Consider the following 16,816-nt stretch of genomic DNA (forward strand, 5'->3'; position numbering starts at 1 on the left):
AAAGCGATTTAGCTTTGCCCGCGAGCCGGGTTTTTCCAGACGAATATGTCTTCATCGCGAATGCGAAGGTAACTTTCGTAGCGGCACTGAGCAATCAGATTTGCGTTCAGCGCGTTCTTCACGCCGCAATCGGATTCGTGAATGTGGCTACAGTCCGCGAATCGGCAGTACGAAATGAATGGACGGAATTCGATGAAGTAACCGTCCACTTCTTCCAAGCCGATGTCCCACAATTCGAACTGTCGAATGCCGGGCGTGTCAACAACCCAACCGCCGCCGTTTAGCGGCAGCAGGCGGGCTCGTCGAGTCGTATGCTGCCCTTTGCTGGTGGCGTCGCTGACGTCCATCGTTTGCAGATTCAAATCCTGATCGACTGCGTTCAGGATCGACGATTTCCCGACACCACTTTGCCCGCTAACTGCCGTCTGCCGATTGGCCAGATGGTGTTTCAGTACGTCAACGCCGCGGCCGTCAGCGATGCTGGTCAGCACGACCGGATAGCCCAGACGGGCATACAGCGCGGCCCACTGTTGAAGGCTGGTATCGTCGACGAGATCGATCTTGTTAATGCAGATCACGGCTTTCACATCGTGGCGTTCGGCCATGACGAGATACCGGTCAATTAGATTTGGTTTGAATTCCGGATCGGCGACTGAAGCAACGATCAACAACTGATCGATGTTGGAAACAATGATATGTTCGCGTCCCTGACTGTTGCGAGACAGCACGCCGTGACGAGGCTCAACGCGTTCGATCACGCTTTGATGCTCGTCGCCTTCAGGACGAATTAGCACTCGGTCACCCGTCACCACTACGTTGCGGCTGTCGCGCGCCAGGGTTCGCAGCATTCCTCGGATGGTGCACTCGAATTCGCGTCCGTCGTCGGCTCGCACGTTGCAGTTTAGGCCGACGAAGCTTGTCACTCGGCCTGACAGGCAGCCTTCACTATCGACCGATCGCAGCAATTGATCGCCTGTGTCGTCGATGCCGACAACGGTGCGGCGACGGGTTAGCGAGCCTTTGCCGGAGAGTCGTTCGCTGCTGCTGGCATCTTCTGCCGCGACTTCATCGTTCAGCATTTCATGAGTCACGTTTTGATCGCGCGCACGAGTTTGCTTGTTGCGACGCAGGTCGACTCGAACCTTCCCGCCTTTTCCTTTTCGCTTGCCTTTGCCCTTTTTCTTTGCCATGAGTTACGCCAGAACTTCTTCAACCACGTGCCCGTGCACGTCCGTCAATCGGAAGTCGCGGCCGGCGTGGTGGAACGTCAGACGTTCGTGATCCAGACCAAGCAGGTGCATCCACGTCGCCTGCAGGTCGTGCACGTGGACGGGGGAATCGACGATATGAAACCCGAAATCGTCGGTGGCTCCTAGCGTCATGCCGGGCTTCACGCCGCCGCCTGCCATCCAGGTTGTAAACGCCTGAGGGTGGTGGTCGCGACCCTGTGATCGTCCCAACGCAGGGTTTGATTCCACCATCGGTGTGCGGCCGAATTCACCACCCCAAATTACGAGTGTTTCATCCAGCAGGCCGTGTGCCTCAAGATCCTTCACCAAAGCGGCGGACGCCCGATCGGTTCTGCGGCTGTTCTCGCGGACATTGCCTTCGACGTTGTTGTGAGCGTCCCATCCGCTGTGATAAATATTCACGAAGCGCACACCGCGTTCCACCATTCGCCGCGCCAACAAGCAGGCTCGCGCGTACGACGGCTTGTCGGGATCACAGCCATACATGCGTAACGTTGCCTTGGATTCTTTTTTCAGTTCCATCAACTCAGGAGCCGAAGTTTGTAGCCGAGCCGCCATTTCGAAAGACGCAATTCGTGTCGCGATTTCTGGATCGCCCACGACGTCCATTCGGCGTCGGTTAAGCTGATTAATCAGCGAGTAGGTTTCATTCTGCAACTTGTCGCTGATGCCTGGCGGGCTGTTCACGTTCAGGATTGGATCGCCCTGACTACGGAATTGCACCCCGGTATAGACCGTTGGCAAAAAGCCGCTCGACCAAAGAGCCGCACCGCCGCTGAGTCCGGAGCCGGTGCTCATCACGACGAAAGCGGGAAGGTCTTTGGTTTCGGAACCGAGTCCGTAAAGCACCCATGATCCAAAACTCGGCCGACCCGGCTGTGAGAAGCCCGAATTCAGAAATATCTGTGCAGGCGCGTGGTTAAACTGATCTGTGTGAGCCGACTTGATAAGGCAGATCTTGTCGGCAATCCGAGCCAGGTGCGGCATCGCTTCGGAAATTTCGGCACCGGATTCGCCATGCCTCGCAAATTTGAATCGAGGCCCCAGCACGGCCGCATCGGGCTGGATGAACGCATAGCGCTGATCGCCAATGATCGACTTTGGAAGCGGCCGGCCTTCCAGTTCTGTCAACTTCGGCTTGTTGTCGAATAATTCCAACTGGCTTGGCGCGCCTGCCATAAATAGTTGGATAACGGCCTTGGCTTTGCTCGGAAAATGTGGCTGCCGCAGCACCAACGGATCGGTATTTCCCACCTGCGGCGCCGGTGAGTCGGCGTGCAGTAACTCAGATAATGCGACGCTGCCGAGTCCAACGCCGCATTGCGACAGAAACCATCTTCGCGCCGTTGCTGTGTTCATAGAAGTATTTCCCTCGCCGACTGCAGGTTTGTCGACTCGATCCGCCCGAAATGCTGAGTTGCCCCCCGCGGCATTATAGTGCTGAGCGTTTTTCGGTCGATGGTGCTCAGTTGTTTTTATCGTCCGGCCCGTATCAGAGCCGCCGCGACTGCAGACCGCCGTCTTGAAACCTGAAAGGAAGTGGTCCAGTTACTGGGACCTTCGCCATTGAACCTTTCCCAGACGGCGCTGTCCCCTTGTATTTCGGTTTAAACAGCTCGTAGCCGAGCCGGTTGAGGTCGTCCGGGGGGCGTTCAAATTTCACGGGGCGGTCCGCGTGGCATCGGGCAGAATTCTGCTAACCTGCGGCCATGCGCCAACTCGTCAAGATTCGAAACTATTTGCTGGTCTCAGCGGCTGTCATTGTGCTTGCCGCAATCCCGCTGTCTGAACGGCTGCATTTCGATCAAACCATCGAATCATTTTTCGCGGCTGACAATCCCGATCTCGTCATCCTCAAACGCAGCCGGCGCGATTTTGGTGGCGATGAATTCGTGATTGTGGCTTGGTCGGAACCTCGCCTGTTTGACGTTCCGGACGAGACTTATCCCAGTTCATTGGAAGACGTGCTGAAGGTTGATGTGCTTCCAGCGGTCAATGAGGACGTCTCAACGCGAATTCGCCAAAACGCTGAACGCCTGAGTTCTGTGCCGGGGGTCAACGGCAAACAGACACAACATCTTGCCGACCTGCTCGCAGCAGCGCCGCGCTACAAACCGACTCGCCGCTCGATGCTGCGAATGTTTGAAGGAACGTTGGTTGGTCAGGACGGCAGGACCACGGGCATCATGCTGGAACTTCAGCCCGAACAAGCGGCGGAAATTTCACGAGCTGAAACGCTAGCGCGCATACGCGAAATTGCGGCCGACATGCAAGGGGACGTGGCGGTTGCGGGTGAACCGGTGCAGGTGTACGACATGTTCCGTCTTGTGGAAGAAGACGCTCGCGTGTTGTTCCTGGTTTCGCTCGTGATTCTGGCGATCGTGCTGTGGGTTCTGTTCCGTGGCCTGCGGTGGGTACTGGCTCCTGTGGGCCTTGTGCTTGGCTCAGTTGTTGTGACGCGGGCGATCCTGGCGTTGGTCGGGGCTGAACTAAGCATGGTCAGTTCGATGCTAAGTTCGCTGGTGACGGTAATTGGCATTGCCACCAGCATGCACGTCATCGTGCACTATCGCGACCTGCGAAATTCGTTGCTGCTAAACGACCCGGAGGCCACCGGACCCGCTGGCGACTTCCCAGCCATTGCGACTCAGACGCTGCGAGAAATGGCGGCTCCGATCTGCTGGACGTGCCTGACGACCGCAGTCGGATTTGCGTCACTGCTGGTCAGCCAGATCACGCCCGTCCGCAGTTTTTCGGTGATGATGAGTCTCGCAACCGGTGTGGTGATGGTGGCCTGTTTTGTTGTGCTGCCAGCGACGTTAGCGTCCGGTTCCCGGCTGAAGGTGCCTTCGCGAGTTCCCCTCGAAAGCTGGCTGGACAGAGCTCTGCTGTTGAATTGTCGTACCGTCGAACAACGGCCGATGATCACCGGCATCGTGTGTGCGGCCCTGTTTGTCGTCGCTATTCCCGGCGTGTTTCGCTTGCAGCTGGAAACCGACTTCAGCCGCAACTTCAAGAAGTCGTCGACGATTGTACAGGCATTGGAATTCATCGAAACGCGACTCGGCGGCGCAGGCAGTTGGGAGGTTTCGTTTGACACTCCGGAGAAACTGACGGACAGCTTTCTTCGCGATATTCAACGTCTTACGGATCAACTGCACGAGTTGACAGATGATGATCCGACAATTCGCATTCTGTCACTGACTGACGTTGCAGATCTGCCGCCGCGGTTGTTCGGGCCGGCCAAATCTCTGGCTCGCATTGAACGCAAACAGCCCATGTTGGTGCGGAATTTCTATAACAAAGATGCCAACCGGATGAGGATCGTTTTGCGGTCCGTCGAACAGCAGTCCAGTGAGCGAAAGATCGCTCAGATCGAAGAGATTCGGTCATGTGTGCAGCAGTTCTTTGATAAGAGGCCGGACCTGGAACAGAGCGTGCCGCCATCGGCGTCGGGAATGTTTGTGCTGCTGGCTGAGCTGATTCAGAGTTTGTTAAGCGACCAGTTGAAGAGTTTCGTGGTCGCCAGCAGCGGCATTCTGATCTGCATGGCAATCGCATTTCGCAGCCTGCGAATCGCCGTGCTGTCTCTGCTTCCCAATATGTTTCCCGTGGCGATTGTCATGGGAGCACTCGGCTGGATTGGAATGCCCGTCAACATTGGGACCGCGATGATCACCAGCGTTTCGATGGGGCTGACGGTGGATTCGACCATTCACTATATCACGGCGTTCGAACGAGCTCGCCAAAATTGTTCCGTCACCGAAGCGCTGCACGTCGCTCATGCCGGTGCCGGGCGAGCAGTCGTGTTCGCTCACTGCGCTTTGGTCGCCGGCTTTCTCGTTCTAACGGCCGCGCGGTTCATTCCCCTCGTCTATTTTGGGGCACTGCTGAGTTTGGCGTTGGTGGGTGGTGTATTCGGCGACCTGGTATTGTTGCCACTGCTACTAAGATGGACCGCCCCGAAGGATTCCGCAAACGACGCGGATCAGGCATGCCAATCTGACGTAGCCGCCGCAGAGTTGGCTGATTCTGTCGACTGAGCGGGCTTGGGGTTCTTAGGCATTCATTGTGAATGTCGTCCGGAATATTCCGCTGGCAATATTTTCTGAATGCACGCAGAATAGGGCAACACAACTCTCGCCCTGACGCTTATTTCCGCAGGTGACTTCGTGGCAACTTTGATGCGACCTTCCTTCTTGATTTGTCTTGCGTTCATAATCGGTACTGGCCCCGCTTTCGGTCAAAAGGATGATCCCCGGCAACGCCGGTTTCCGGTTCAGCTGGAAGTTTTGGTGCAGCCTCAGCTTACTTACCGACAGCACACACAAAAGTGGGGTGGCGTTTTCTACGAACTGCAGCAGCGAGCGACGTTCCGATCCGGACGGACGGGCGAGAAAACGGAAGTGAAAGAAACCGACCGAGGTGGACAGCCTGCGGTCACGGCCATCGGGATCATGAATCGCAACGGTTCAATCACATTCGGTGACAAAACCTTCACCATCAACGATCCGCAACCATTGAAGGAATGGCTGCAATCGCTTGAAGAATTCGGCGCTGGCGGACCTCCAAACGAAAGCAGTACCTGGGGACTGAATGACAAACAGTTCGCCGAAGTCTTAACGATGCTTGGTCAACGCGTTACGGAACCAGTCGCGCTGACATCGCTGGACGATGCGGTGGCCAGCTTGCAGTTGCCGGCGGCCTTCACCGTCACACCAACTCCGGCCGCTCAAGCACGTGCTGCCAGAATGCGGACAGACGATCAACCGACCAATGACTTCAAGGGACTCACCAAAGGAAGTGTGTTGGCCATCACCCTGGCGCAGTTCGGGCTTGGATTCCGTCCGAAGGCAGGCCCCGGTGGTGGCTATGTGATTGAGATTGATGTGGGCAACGAATCCGACAACATGTATCCCGTTGGCTGGCAGAACACCGAGCCGATTGTCCTGGTTGTGCCTGAGTTGGCGAAAACGACAGAAGTCGAACTGGAAGGCGCGAATGTTGACGCACTTATTGCGTTGCTCGCTCGCACTCTGAAGCTACCTCATTTCTATTCCACCTATGAAATCGCGGCTTCGGGGACAGATGTCTCAACGCTGACCTATTCCAGAAAACCAGGCAAGCTGACGCCATTCAGGTTGATGAAAATCATTGGCACTACGTTCAAGCTTGGCCTAAGCCTGCGGACTGATGAAGCGGGCAGCGTCTTCCTGTGGGTGACAACTGAAGACGAGTACCAGGCATTCCGTAAACGGTTCGCTCACGCCACGCCGAAGCCATAATGTTGCTGCATGCAGCGGCCGAATTGGGTAAGGCGTTCAAAGACAGCATCACCCTGCCGTCGCCGCTATGATATACGGCGCGGTAATTGTGTCATGCAGAGCGAACGGTCGCACGGTGGTCATCGAATGTCGTTGCACCGCTGAATCGCTCGCAACATTGCGTCGACCATGGCAGGCCCCGACTTAGGCGTAAACGGGAACTGGTTGCAGTATTTCGGCGATTGATAGCCGGCATAGCTTTTCGCTTTGATGTCGTGGGCGTCCGGCAGGTAACCAACGCGGCCGTTGGAGTAGCATGCGATCATTACGTGTGTGGCATCTGTCCGCTTGCGTATTTCGATGGCGAACGGCGAGAAGAATTCGCAGCTGTTTGCGACAATCGTTAGTGGCCCGATTCGCAGAGCCTGCACTTCTGTTTGCAATTGCTCAGGACGTGCGTCCAGATCTTCCAGCATTAGGTCGGTCCATTCCATTTGGAACCGGCACATTGCTCGCACGGCCTTTTCTTCGTCGCCGCCGTGGCGAGTGACCATATCGTCCGGTCGATTGGTCATGCTGCGGCCGATGGTGTTTTTCCAGTCAGCATAGTCAGACTGTTCCAGCCGCCGCTGAGCCTCGCTTCGATCAGCATTGATTTCCTCCCGACGCCAACGGCGAGTCGGCAGCGTGACTGTCATGCTTGCAGAACGGACGGTGCCTGACGTTTCAACTTCCGAACGCTTGAGTGCGTGGATTGCCGCGTTGGCGAGCGTTTCGGCGGGTTCCGCTTCGCGTATCGGCGTTTGAAATTCGCGAAGGAAGTTTGTGTCGCCACACGCTCCCTGAATGTACAAGGCCGTCGCGCCATCGAAGTGTTGTTCGAGTAAATCGCAGACGCGGCCGGGTACGTCTCGGCTGACATCCCATGGACGCAGCTCCGTGCCGACTGTTGGGTGCGCACCATAGTTAACGATGACGCACAGTGGGCTTCCATCCCTTCGTTCCAGTAAAGCGGCGGTGAGCGTGGCATCGACAACTCCGTTCGGACGCGTCCGGTTGAAGGAGATCCCGTCTACGGTCGTCGTGCCACAACGAAGGCGAACTTCGCCGCGATTGTTCCATGCCTGAAGTGCGGCTGCAGCGGCCTGGTCCGCCGCCCAATCTTCGTAATCGCGACTGCATTCCCCAACACCCAGCAGGCCGCCTGCAGCCGGAGCGTTGTGGCTGTGCGAACAGGTCAGCAGGATTGATGAGGCAGGGACACCGATGTCTTTGGAGATGCGGTGGCGAGCCCGTTCGGTGAATCGCTGGTCGATCACCATCAAGTCCAGAGCCACCAAAATCGCACAGCCGCCGCCTTCACCTTCCATGGCGACGGCAGTAGCGCGAAGATCGTCATGAACGCGTTGCCACCGCCGCTCGATATAGTAACCCCATCCGGTTAGTTCGACGCCCTGAGGCGGGTTAATGTTGGTTCGAGCCGTACCAGCCAGCAGCATGTCATGAAACCTTTGTGCGTTTTGCGAGTGTCAGCCAGCAAGGTATCAACAATCGAGCCGAGCCGCATTTGCATCCTCTGAAATCTGTGTGCCGCCCGGTGTCCGCTTTCTTGCGGCGACACAACGAATCGCTGTTTGTTTTGGTGCGGTTGGCAATCGACAACGGGCAGCAAGGCGTCGCTTCACAGTGTACCAGAGATTGCACTTCAAAATCCCAGCGCGTCCGTGAATTCATAGAATACGGCGGCGTTGAAGTGAACCGTTTGCAGGAAGCCGTGTGTGGCTGTCGAAAGCTTGGGGAGCATTTCTACTGAGAACATGATCAGTGAAACGATGATCAACACTTGAATCGTAAGGTCGAATATTCGGCCGCACACTGTATCGTTACCGTTCTGTTTGACAATCTGGATTAGAGTTGGCACGTTCTGCGCTCGGGAGTTTCGGGTTGGTTGGGTGTGGGCTGCCCCCACATCACCATTTCAGATTGTTCGAGGAGGCGGCGTCGTTTTGTAGCAAAAACACGACGCCGAAATGTAAGATATCGTGATAGAGACGATGGCGATTCAAGGGCACAATGTGAACATTGTTCCCTGCCGTATTTCCAGTCCAGCCGGGCTCGGCAGTGGATCACGTCGTGATTAGTTTCTGGCTTTTGGAGTCTCAGTATGTTTGTTCCTTCTTCGATTCATATTTCTCGTGCGGTAGCCCTGGTGATGGTGCTCGTCCTGCAGGCGTTGCTGCCTTGTCATAGCACCGCACAAACCAACACCGACTCCAACGTCGTGAGTTTCGCGAACCATCCACTGGCCGAGATGGAGATGAATCCCGACCAGATGCACTATCTCGTGGGCACGAAGGACGGCTCTCCGGTCTATCCGGACTATCCCGAGGCATCGGCAGCGTACAAGTGGCTTGAGATCATGCAGGAGGTGGCCGCGACCGATGTTGAAAAGGTGACCCGGCTGGCGATGCCTACCATCATTGCACGACAGATGGCGATTTCGATGACCGCGATGTACGACGCCTGGGCGGCCTACGACGACAAGGCGGTCGGCACGCGCCTTGGCGGCACCCTGCGCCGGCCTCCGGCCGAGCGGACGCTGGCCAACAAGGAAGAGGCCATCGCGTACGCCATTCACGGCGCGATGCTATACGCTTTCCCGCAGCCTGAACTGCAGGCCATGATTCACGATGAGATGGAGAAGATGGGCTATGAACCGACTAATGACAGCCGCGACGTCACCACCCCGGCTGGCATTGGCAACACAGTTGCGGACGCCCTGATCGCGTATTACGAGAAAGACGGCGCGAATCAGGCCGGCGATTGGCCTGGCGGCGACGGCAAGCCCTATGCGGACTGGACCGGCTACGAGTGCGCCAACACGGCCGACGTCTGCAACGATCCGTCGCGTTGGCAGCCGAAGTGGTTTGTGCTCCCCAACGGCAAGCGTTTCGCTCCGGGCGGCCTGACACCGCAGTGGGGAAAGGTCAAGACCATCGCAATTGAGAGCGGCGATCAGTTCCGTCCTGGCCCGCCCCCTGGTCTCGACGACCCGCGCATGAAGGCGGAAGTGGATGAGGTCATTCGCTACAACGCCAGCTTGACGCCGAGGCAGAAAGCCATTGTTGAGTTCATGCGCGATGGCCCCCGGTCAACCGGTCAATCCGGCCACTGGATGCGTTTCGCCGCCGACGTGTCACGCCGCGACAAGCACGATCTGGATCAGGACGTCAAGATGTACTTCGCAGTCGCGGGCGTCTGCCACGACACATTCGTCGCCTGCTGGGACGCCAAGTACGAGTATGACAGCCCGCGGCCGCAGGCACTGGTGAAGTACTACTACAAGGGCCAGATGATTCCGGGATGGAAGGGCTACGGCGAGGGCGTCGGTATGATCCCCGCTGAGGAGTGGAAGCCCTACTCGCCGTACTACTTCGTCTGCCCGCCATTCCCCTCCTACCCCTCCGGCCACAGCACGGTGAGCGCCGGCGCTTCCACGATTCTGAAGCTGTTCACGGGCGACGATTACTTCGGTTTCTGCGCCCCGCGCGTCCCCGGTTCGATCACCCACGAACCGATGGACGAGGTGGTGCTGCTGGAGTTGCCATCCTTCAGCGCCGTCGCCGAGATGGCCGGCATATCGCGTGTGATGGGCGGCTATCATCCCCAGGCGGACAACATCGCCGCGCTGGAACTGGGCCGCAAGGTGGCCAACTTCAGCTGGCCCGTCTACCAGAGCTATTTCGACGGAACGGCCAAGATTAAACCGCTGGCAGACCGGGGTCTGACCAGGAAGGTGATGAAGAAGTAAACAGAGGAATGACGCCAGACGTTGCACAAGTAGCAGGTGCCAGACAAGAAATTGTGCTGGCACTTTTTTGTGTGCGAAAGCGTGTCCGGCCGAATTGGCGACATGATGGCTTGAAGAACCTGGAACCGACACGTTGGTTGTTCGCGCGACGGGCTTTGTTGGCAAAACAGTTTCGGGGGCCCGGCTTGATATTCACTGGGCTCGAAATGAATGGGTGCCTGCTTAGCAACTCTGTCTTAATGAAAATCGCGAGAACGGTATTTCGCACCGGCGATAGCGGGGGACCAATCCTGCAGGTGATCGACGATGACGTGAATCACGCCCGATTCTTTCTGCAGCATTCCTCGAGCAATCAAAGCTGACGCGGTTCTGGCGATGGTGTGAAAGCGACTCCAGACATTCGGATGGATCACAAGGTTGGCGGTACCGGTTTCGTCTTCCAGCGTCATAAACGTGATACCGTTCGCTGTGCCGGGATGCTGACGATTCAACACGATTCCTGCGGTTCGAACTTTTCGGTCAGCCGGACGATACTTCAATTGTGCGGCTGCGATGATGCCTCGCTGCTGAAACTGTGATCGGAAGGATTCGAGCGGGTGTCCTTTTAGCGATAAGCCTGTGGCTCGATAGTCTGCGATGATCTGAGCAAAGTCGGTCATGGCGGGCAATGAACCCGGTGTGTCCAGTTGTTGCTGGTCGTCATACAGTGGGTGAGACTTCTGATCGAGAAGTGATTCCCACTGTGCTGGTCGCCGAGACAGGCTCAGCGAACGGAATGCGTCTGCCTGGGACAGGCGGGACAACACGCTTGCATCCAGTCGCACGCGAGTCCGAAAATCATCGAAGGATTCGTACGCCTGCAGGTTGCGTATGCGGACGATGTCGTCTGCAACGGTTTCGGACATCCCGTTGATCAGGCGGAAGCCGAGTCGCAGCGCTGGCTTCTGTTTTTGGCCTGATTCCAAAGTGCAGTTCCAGTGACTGAAGCTCACATCAGTCGGCCGAACTTCGACACCGTGTCGGCGCGCGTCCGAAATCAGTTGAGCGGGACCGTAAAATCCCATCGGCTGGCTGTTGAGCAAAGCTGCTGTGAACGCTGCCGGGTGGTAGCACTTCAGCCATGAACTTGCGTAGGCCAGCAATGCAAAACTGGCGGAATGAGATTCCGGAAATCCGTATTCACCAAATCCCTGGATTTGTCGAAACACGCTTTCAGAGAAGTCGGCTTCGTACCCATTGTTTCGCATGCCACTGATAAACTTCCGATAGAATCCATCGATGACTCCCTGCTTCCGCCATGTCCCCATCGCTCGCCGTAACTGGTCTGCTTCGCCGGGAGTGAATCCGGCAGCCACTACGGCCAGTTGCATTGCCTGTTCCTGAAAAATCGGGACGCCGAGTGTCCGTTTCAGGACGTTTTCGATTTGCTCATTCGGATACGTGACCTTTTCCTTGTTCTGTTTTCGCTTCAGATAAGGATGCACCATGCCTCCCTGAATGGGACCCGGCCGAACAATGGCAACTTCGATGACCAGGTCGTAAAACTTGTCCGGCTTCAGGCGTGGCAGCATGCTCATTTGAGCACGGCTTTCGATCTGAAAGACGCCGATGGTATCCGCCTTTTGAATCATCCGATAAACTTGGCGGTCTTCAGCGGGGATGGTGGCGAGTGTTAGCTTCTCTGGTTTGGAATCGCTCGGATTGGAAGGGCATGTCGCAATCAGGTCAAAGCATTTGCGAATCGCGGTCAGCATTCCCAAAGCCAGACAGTCCACTTTCAAAATGCCCAGTGCATCGAGGTCGTTTTTGTCCCACTGAACGACCGTACGATCCGGCATGGCCGCATTTTCGATTGGAACCAGTGCCGACAGTTTTCCGCGAGTGAACACCAGTCCGCCGACATGCTGCGAAAGGTGCCGCGGAAAGTGTTTGATGTCTTCCATCAGCTTTACAAACTGCCGTGATCGCCTCGCTTTTGGATCCAGACCGGCCTGTTGAATCCAGTCCGTCGGCGATTCCAACGGCATTGTGTGGTCACGTTGTTTTGAAAGCCGGTTGATACGGTCAATGGAAAATCCCAAAGCCTTGCCGACATCGCGAATGGCGGAACGCGTTCGATAGGTCGTCACCACAGCCGTCATACCCGCTCGATCACGCCCGTACTTGTTGTAGACATATTGAATCACTTCTTCACGACGTTCGTGTTCGAAGTCGATATCGATGTCGGGCGGTTCGTCGCGTTCTTTGCTGATGAATCGTTCGAACAGTGTTTCAAAACGATCCGGGTCGACCGATGTAACTCCCAGGCAATAGCAGACGGCCGAATTCGCTGCGGATCCTCGCCCCTGGCACAGAATGTCCCTGTCACGAGCAAAGCGGACAAGATCCCAAACTGTCAGGAAGTAAGTTTCATAATTCATTTCCCGAATGAGCTTCAGTTCGTGATTCAACTGATTTTGCACATCGATGGGAATACCGTGCGGATAGCGTTGTTTGGCTCCCTGCCAGGTGAGCAGCTTCAGGTATTCAAACGGCGACTCGCCGTCCGGGCAAAGTTCTTCTGGATATTCGTAACGAAGTTCATCCAGCGAAAAATCGCATCGATCGGCAACTTCCAGAGTGCGCAGAACAGCATCAGGAACAGATTCGAACAACTGCAACATCGCAGCGGCAGATTTCAGATGTCGTTCGGCATTCGGGAAAATTCGTCCGCCAAGTTCTTTGACGGTACAGCCATGGCGGATGGCGGTAAGCACATCCTGCAGCGGTTGCCGTTCAGGAAGGTGGTAATGCACATCGTTGGATGCCACCAGCGGAACGCGCGCTTCATCGGCCAATCGCTTCATGCAATGCAGAGTCAGTTCGTCATGCGGCCCACGGTGCAGTTCTGCCAGGCCGTAACACCGATCTCCAAAACAGTCGCGATATTTATGCAGCCAGTGGTCCTGTGCACAGCCAGCCAGAGGAACACACGCCAATAATCCGTCAGCATGTTTGGCCACGTCGTCGAAAATAAGTCGGCATTCGCCCTTGTCGGCGCTACGTCGTCCATGGGTGATCAGCATCGATAGCCGACCGTAAGCGGCGCGATCTGTTGCTAACAGGATGACGGGCGGAGCATCTTCCGGCGTGATTTCTGCGCCGATGATCAGCTTCAGGCCCGCCTCTTTTGCGGCCACGTGAGCTCGCACGACCCCTGCCACACTGTTGCGGTCGGTGATTGCCAGTGCCGACAGTCCAAGCTCCGCCGCTCGGTTAACCAATTCGTCCGGATGCGACGCTCCTTCCAGAAACGAAAAGTTGGTACGGCAATGCAGTTCCGCATAGCAACCCAGCGTTCGCGCAGGAATCGGCGGATCGGCGCGGCGGCGCGGATGAGGAGAAGGATCAGGCATGGCGACTCCGCTTGATCATTCGAACACACCGTGCAGAAACCAGGCGTCGGTTTTACTGCGGTACAGCCAAAAGCGAGATCCGTTTTGTGTTTCGACCTGGTAATAATCTCGACAAATGGATCCATCATCCTGCCACCAGTCCGTTGCAATCCGTTCTGGTTTCGTCGCATTGACAACCCGGTAACTTTGCCGGTTCCAGAAAAACTTCACCGGTGAACCGGACGTGTCAGAAATGACATCCACCGGTTCCGGCTGCGGCAACAGATCCAACGGCCGAATCAGATCAACAGCCAGCTCCGCGGCTGGCAGCTTTGCTGAAAAATCGGCCAGTGGTTCATACCGGACGGCTCGTTCCGGCGTCGCTTCCGGCAATAGCATCGGCCGCACAACGGCATCCTGCCCCAGCCGCGCGCTCAATCGATCGGTCAGCCGCTGAATATCGCCTTCATCTGTTGGCTGATCATCGTCGAACAGATTTCTTTGTTGAACTCGAAGCAGAGCGGTGCTGGATGCCTCCATGTGTAGAGCAACCAACCACTCAGGAGTTGGCGTCGTCTCAAGTTTTAAATTCAGCAGAGTCATCACATGGCGGTGCGAATCTGTTGGCTGTGCCAGTCGCACTTCAAGAACCGTCGGGGCACAGGCTTCACTTTTCAGATTCAGCGTCAGGTGAAGAAGTCCCTCTCCTCGCGTTCTGATGTTACTGAGGATTTCGGACAGCAGGTCTTCGCAGACGTATCGAATGGCTGCCGGATGACAGATGGGATCTTCCGTGACCCACTCCGCCGAGATAGGTTTGGAACGTGAGACGGGGACAAGCAGTTCTTCGCTGTCTCCGAACATCTGGTCGAGTCGTTCTGTTAACGCGGTTCCAAAACGCGATGGCAGCGATTCGCGTGGCAGGGCTTTGAGTTGTCGGATTGTTCTTAGATCGAATTCCTGCAGAGAACTAACCAGCTTGTCAGGAATGCGCAGTGCTTCGACGGGCAGTGATCTCAACCGACGATCCGAAGCGGTTCCATGCCCATATCGAGCGATCCCCCATGCCGCCCCGATTGTGTTGGCCACAGCGATATGAGCGAAATAACCAGCCTTAGAAAGGCCTGCGACCAGTTGACGCGCCAGGCCGAATTCATCACCAAACAGATGTCCACAGCCAGTGATATCAAGCACCAGACAATGCTGATCGTTCGACAGCTCCAGCCCAACAATAGGCGCGTAGCGGTGGCTTAAAAACGCGAGTGACTGTAACTCCAGCAGATCGGCTTCCGGGTCGTGCGGCAAAAATGTGGCGGATTCCAGCAGAGCCTGTGCCTCAGCCAGCGGCATTTCGGAACGAATGCCATGATCGATGACGTTCCGAGATGACATGACTACCTGAGCGCGGTTTCCGGATTCCTGATACAGAATGCATGAAACGGTTTTAAGCTCCGGCTGCCTGCAGTGCAGCCGTTGAATCGGAAACCTTGGCAGCCAGACGCAAAGTATTCGTTTCATCACACACTTCCAGTTCAACAGTCTGGTCGGCCATCGCTCCCTTCGCATACACACACCGCACTTCAAGACGACGGTGGAACACTCGCGGTCTTCCAGCATTTGCTTCGGTCACCTCTGCGTTTGATGCTCGCCTTGTTGTGGAGCGACCAGCGGAAGCGTTTCCGAGCGTTACTCCGAATCGGCTTGCCGGCCATCCTGCAGAAATGAGCAGTCGCACGTCGGCCCAACCGGATTGTCTGCGTGCTGACGCTGGACGAATCAACAGGCCAACAGCCGTTCCTGATTCTGCTGCCAGTTGCAGTCGCCGAAACTCCTGAGTTCGCAAACGATCGATCTGACACATGACCGCTCCCACGCCCGGACATCGCAATGACTGTTCCACCGCCCACAATTCGTCACCACGCGATTTCGGTCGTACCAGAATCGTATTCCGCAGACAAACTCCGACCGCCGGAAAAGCGGGCGCATAAAAACGCCTCGGCCTGTCCACGATGATCAACGGACCTTCGTGCTGAGCCTGCCCGGCGGCTCGCATCGCCAGAGAGATCGTTCCGCTGCCCGGTTCTGCCGCGATCCATTCGCTGAGTGTGCTTCGCAGCAGTCCCTGATCCGGAAGGATATTGTCCAGCGCAGAAATTCCCGTCGACACCGCATTCTTTACCCGATCTTTCAATCGCAGTGCATGTTGAAACTGGCACAAGTCGGCTCGCAGATTTTGAATTGCTGTGGAACGATCAGCCAAAGTCGTTTCCTGTGAATGAGGACAATTTTTGCGGTGATGGCTACTTAACTGGACAGCGCCATGTTGGTGCCATTGGTAACCCGAAGTGTAAGCGAGGGATCGAGTTGCGACGAATCCCTCGCTTACGCATCGGGTTACCCCAAACACGGCCGAATGACCAAAGGTGGCGCTGTCCAGTTAAGCCATCAACCGAATCACACCGACGACGACACCTTCAATCACGACATCACTGGCTTTGCAAAAAATCGGTTTCATGCCTGAGTTGGCTGGTTGTAATCGGATGCGGCTTTTCTGCCGTTCGCGATAAAAACGTTTCAGTGTTGCTTCGTCTCCGATTCGAGCGACCACCAAGTCTCCGTCGTCACAGGTCGCCTGCTTCCGCACGATGACGTGATCACCGTCCGCAATGCATTCTTCAATCATCGAATCCCCGCGCACACGCAACGCAAAATGGTTGTCGTCAGAAAAACCACTAACGTCCAGACGCTCGCCTTCTTCCTCAATGGCCTCAATCGGCGGTCCCGCGGCGACCGTTCCCAGCAGCCTGAGTCCTCGTGATTCCAATAGCTGCAGTCCGCGATGTCCGGGTTCACGACGCAGATAACCGGCCTCTATAAGTCGGTTCACATGAAATTGAGGTGTATGCGGCGACTTGTACCCGAACTCCGCCTGAATCTCGCGCACGCTGGGAGCTCGGCCGGTCGAATGAACCTCCTGACGAATAAATTCCAGAACTCGCGCCTGAATCGCTGTCAAAGCCTGCTGATGCATTGTCTTTGTTGCCGTGCCCGTAAACTGAATCGGCGAAACACTTCAACAGTATAATACAAATGTATTACTTTGGGGCAATTATGGGA

The 16,816-nt window shown here is 56.2% G+C and carries 11 protein-coding genes; 3 read left to right on the plus strand and 8 right to left on the minus strand.

All coding sequences use genetic code 11. The features are described 5' to 3' along the window. Positions 1–8 precede the first annotated feature (8 nt). Positions 9–1,190 carry a ribosome small subunit-dependent GTPase A gene (gene rsgA / locus Fuma_RS03575; protein WP_077022933.1) on the minus strand — a complete coding sequence of 394 codons (1,182 nt, stop codon included), beginning with the start codon at positions 1,188–1,190 and terminating at the stop codon, positions 9–11. Between the two features lie 3 nt (positions 1,191–1,193). Then, positions 1,194–2,609 carry a DUF1501 domain-containing protein gene (locus tag Fuma_RS03580; RefSeq protein WP_077022934.1) on the minus strand — a complete coding sequence of 472 codons (1,416 nt, stop codon included), beginning with the start codon at positions 2,607–2,609 and terminating at the stop codon, positions 1,194–1,196. 350 nt (positions 2,610–2,959) lie between these two features. On the opposite strand from Fuma_RS03580, the gene Fuma_RS03585 reads away from it, so the two are divergent. Both Fuma_RS03585 and Fuma_RS03590 read left to right on the plus strand, forming a co-directional pair. Beyond that, positions 2,960–5,293 carry an efflux RND transporter permease subunit gene (locus Fuma_RS03585; RefSeq protein WP_077022935.1) on the plus strand — a complete coding sequence of 778 codons (2,334 nt, stop codon included), beginning with the start codon at positions 2,960–2,962 and terminating at the stop codon, positions 5,291–5,293. Positions 5,294–5,434: 141 nt separating this feature from the next. Next, positions 5,435–6,535, plus strand: coding sequence for a hypothetical protein (locus Fuma_RS03590; protein ID WP_077022936.1), 1,101 nt, complete (start codon positions 5,435–5,437; stop codon positions 6,533–6,535). Positions 6,536–6,654: 119 nt separating this feature from the next. Here the strand turns inward: Fuma_RS03590 and Fuma_RS03595 are convergent, their stop codons facing one another. Together Fuma_RS03595 and Fuma_RS03600 are read right to left on the minus strand one after the other, a co-directional pair. Beyond that, complete coding sequence (locus Fuma_RS03595) at positions 6,655–8,013, minus strand: hypothetical protein (protein WP_077022937.1); 1,359 nt, start codon at positions 8,011–8,013, stop codon at positions 6,655–6,657. Positions 8,014–8,219: 206 nt separating this feature from the next. Continuing rightward, positions 8,220–8,435: a hypothetical protein gene (locus Fuma_RS03600; protein ID WP_077022938.1), complete on the minus strand. Its 216-nt coding sequence runs from the start codon at positions 8,433–8,435 to the stop codon at positions 8,220–8,222. 243 nt (positions 8,436–8,678) lie between these two features. Between Fuma_RS03600 and Fuma_RS03605 the strand changes: the two genes are divergently transcribed. Then, the gene (locus Fuma_RS03605) at positions 8,679–10,325 is read left to right on the plus strand and encodes a vanadium-dependent haloperoxidase (protein WP_077022939.1); all 1,647 of its coding nucleotides are present in this window, start codon (positions 8,679–8,681) and stop codon (positions 10,323–10,325) included. Positions 10,326–10,561: 236 nt separating this feature from the next. Here Fuma_RS03605 and Fuma_RS03610 read toward each other — a convergent pair whose 3' ends face one another. From Fuma_RS03610 to lexA, 4 genes are all read right to left on the minus strand, one after another. Beyond that, positions 10,562–13,720, minus strand: coding sequence for an error-prone DNA polymerase (locus tag Fuma_RS03610; protein WP_083731780.1), 3,159 nt, complete (start codon positions 13,718–13,720; stop codon positions 10,562–10,564). A gap of 15 nt (positions 13,721–13,735) precedes the next feature. Then, positions 13,736–15,217: a Y-family DNA polymerase gene (locus tag Fuma_RS03615; RefSeq protein ID WP_077022940.1), complete on the minus strand. Its 1,482-nt coding sequence runs from the start codon at positions 15,215–15,217 to the stop codon at positions 13,736–13,738. After that, positions 15,144–15,959 carry an ImuA family protein gene (locus Fuma_RS35130; RefSeq protein WP_077022941.1) on the minus strand — a complete coding sequence of 272 codons (816 nt, stop codon included), beginning with the start codon at positions 15,957–15,959 and terminating at the stop codon, positions 15,144–15,146. The genes Fuma_RS03615 and Fuma_RS35130 overlap by 74 nt, the downstream gene beginning before the upstream one ends. A gap of 177 nt (positions 15,960–16,136) precedes the next feature. Beyond that, entirely contained in the window at positions 16,137–16,730 is a 594-nt protein-coding gene (gene lexA / locus Fuma_RS03625; protein ID WP_077022942.1) for a transcriptional repressor LexA, read from the minus strand. Between the last annotated feature and the right edge of the window lie 86 nt (positions 16,731–16,816).

The sequence above is a fragment of the Fuerstiella marisgermanici genome (assembly GCF_001983935.1).
Lineage (GTDB): Bacteria > Planctomycetota > Planctomycetia > Planctomycetales > Planctomycetaceae > Fuerstiella > Fuerstiella marisgermanici.